Consider the following 620-nt stretch of genomic DNA (forward strand, 5'->3'; position numbering starts at 1 on the left):
GCGTTTGCACTGGGCTACCGGATGACGGAAAACCTGTCTGCGGAAGCCATGTTTACCCAGGCGAGCGGCCCCTTTGCCAACAACAAATTGATCGACATTAACTTGCAGCACGAGATGTTCCCGCGCTGGCGGGTCTCTCCCTATGTCATGCTGGGTACCGGGCGCGCCAAAATCGAGCCCCGGGCCACGGTGGTAACGCCGGAAAACCGTGACGAAAACTTTGCCTTCGCCGGTGCTGGCCTGAAAGCCTATCTGTCGCGGGGCTTTGTTCTGCGCGGCGAATACCGTAGCTATGTGCTGTTTACCCAGGAAGACGACAACCGGAATTTGGAAGAATGGAAACTCGGTTTCTCAGTATTGTTTTAACGGCATCCCTGCTGCTGCCACTGCAAAGCTTGGCGGCGGAACAAGAGGGTGACAACAAGGCCACCGTTCGGGATGCGGATGCGGAATCCGTGCTCGATCCGCGTATCGAGCGCCGCCATATCAAAGAGGCGGATATCGATGCGGAAAATTTCGAGATTGGCCTCTATACCGGCATCCTCTCCATTGAGGATTTCGGCAGTGACCCGGTGCTGGGCGTGCGGCTGGATTACCACCTCTCTGAGGATGTATTTCTG

1 protein-coding gene and 1 pseudogene are annotated in these 620 nt (G+C 56.5%); both read left to right on the forward strand.

Features of this window, described 5'->3' with window-relative positions; all coding sequences use genetic code 11:
* On the forward strand, nt 1-366 hold a 366-nt coding region (locus tag A3730_RS26700), incomplete at its 5' end, for an outer membrane beta-barrel protein (protein ID WP_156501389.1).
* Nucleotides 336-620, forward strand: a pseudogene (locus A3730_RS26705) (outer membrane beta-barrel domain-containing protein); the annotation flags it as partial. The gene A3730_RS26700 and the pseudogene A3730_RS26705, both read left to right, overlap by 31 nt.

The organism is Alcanivorax sp. HI0044 (assembly GCF_001634945.1).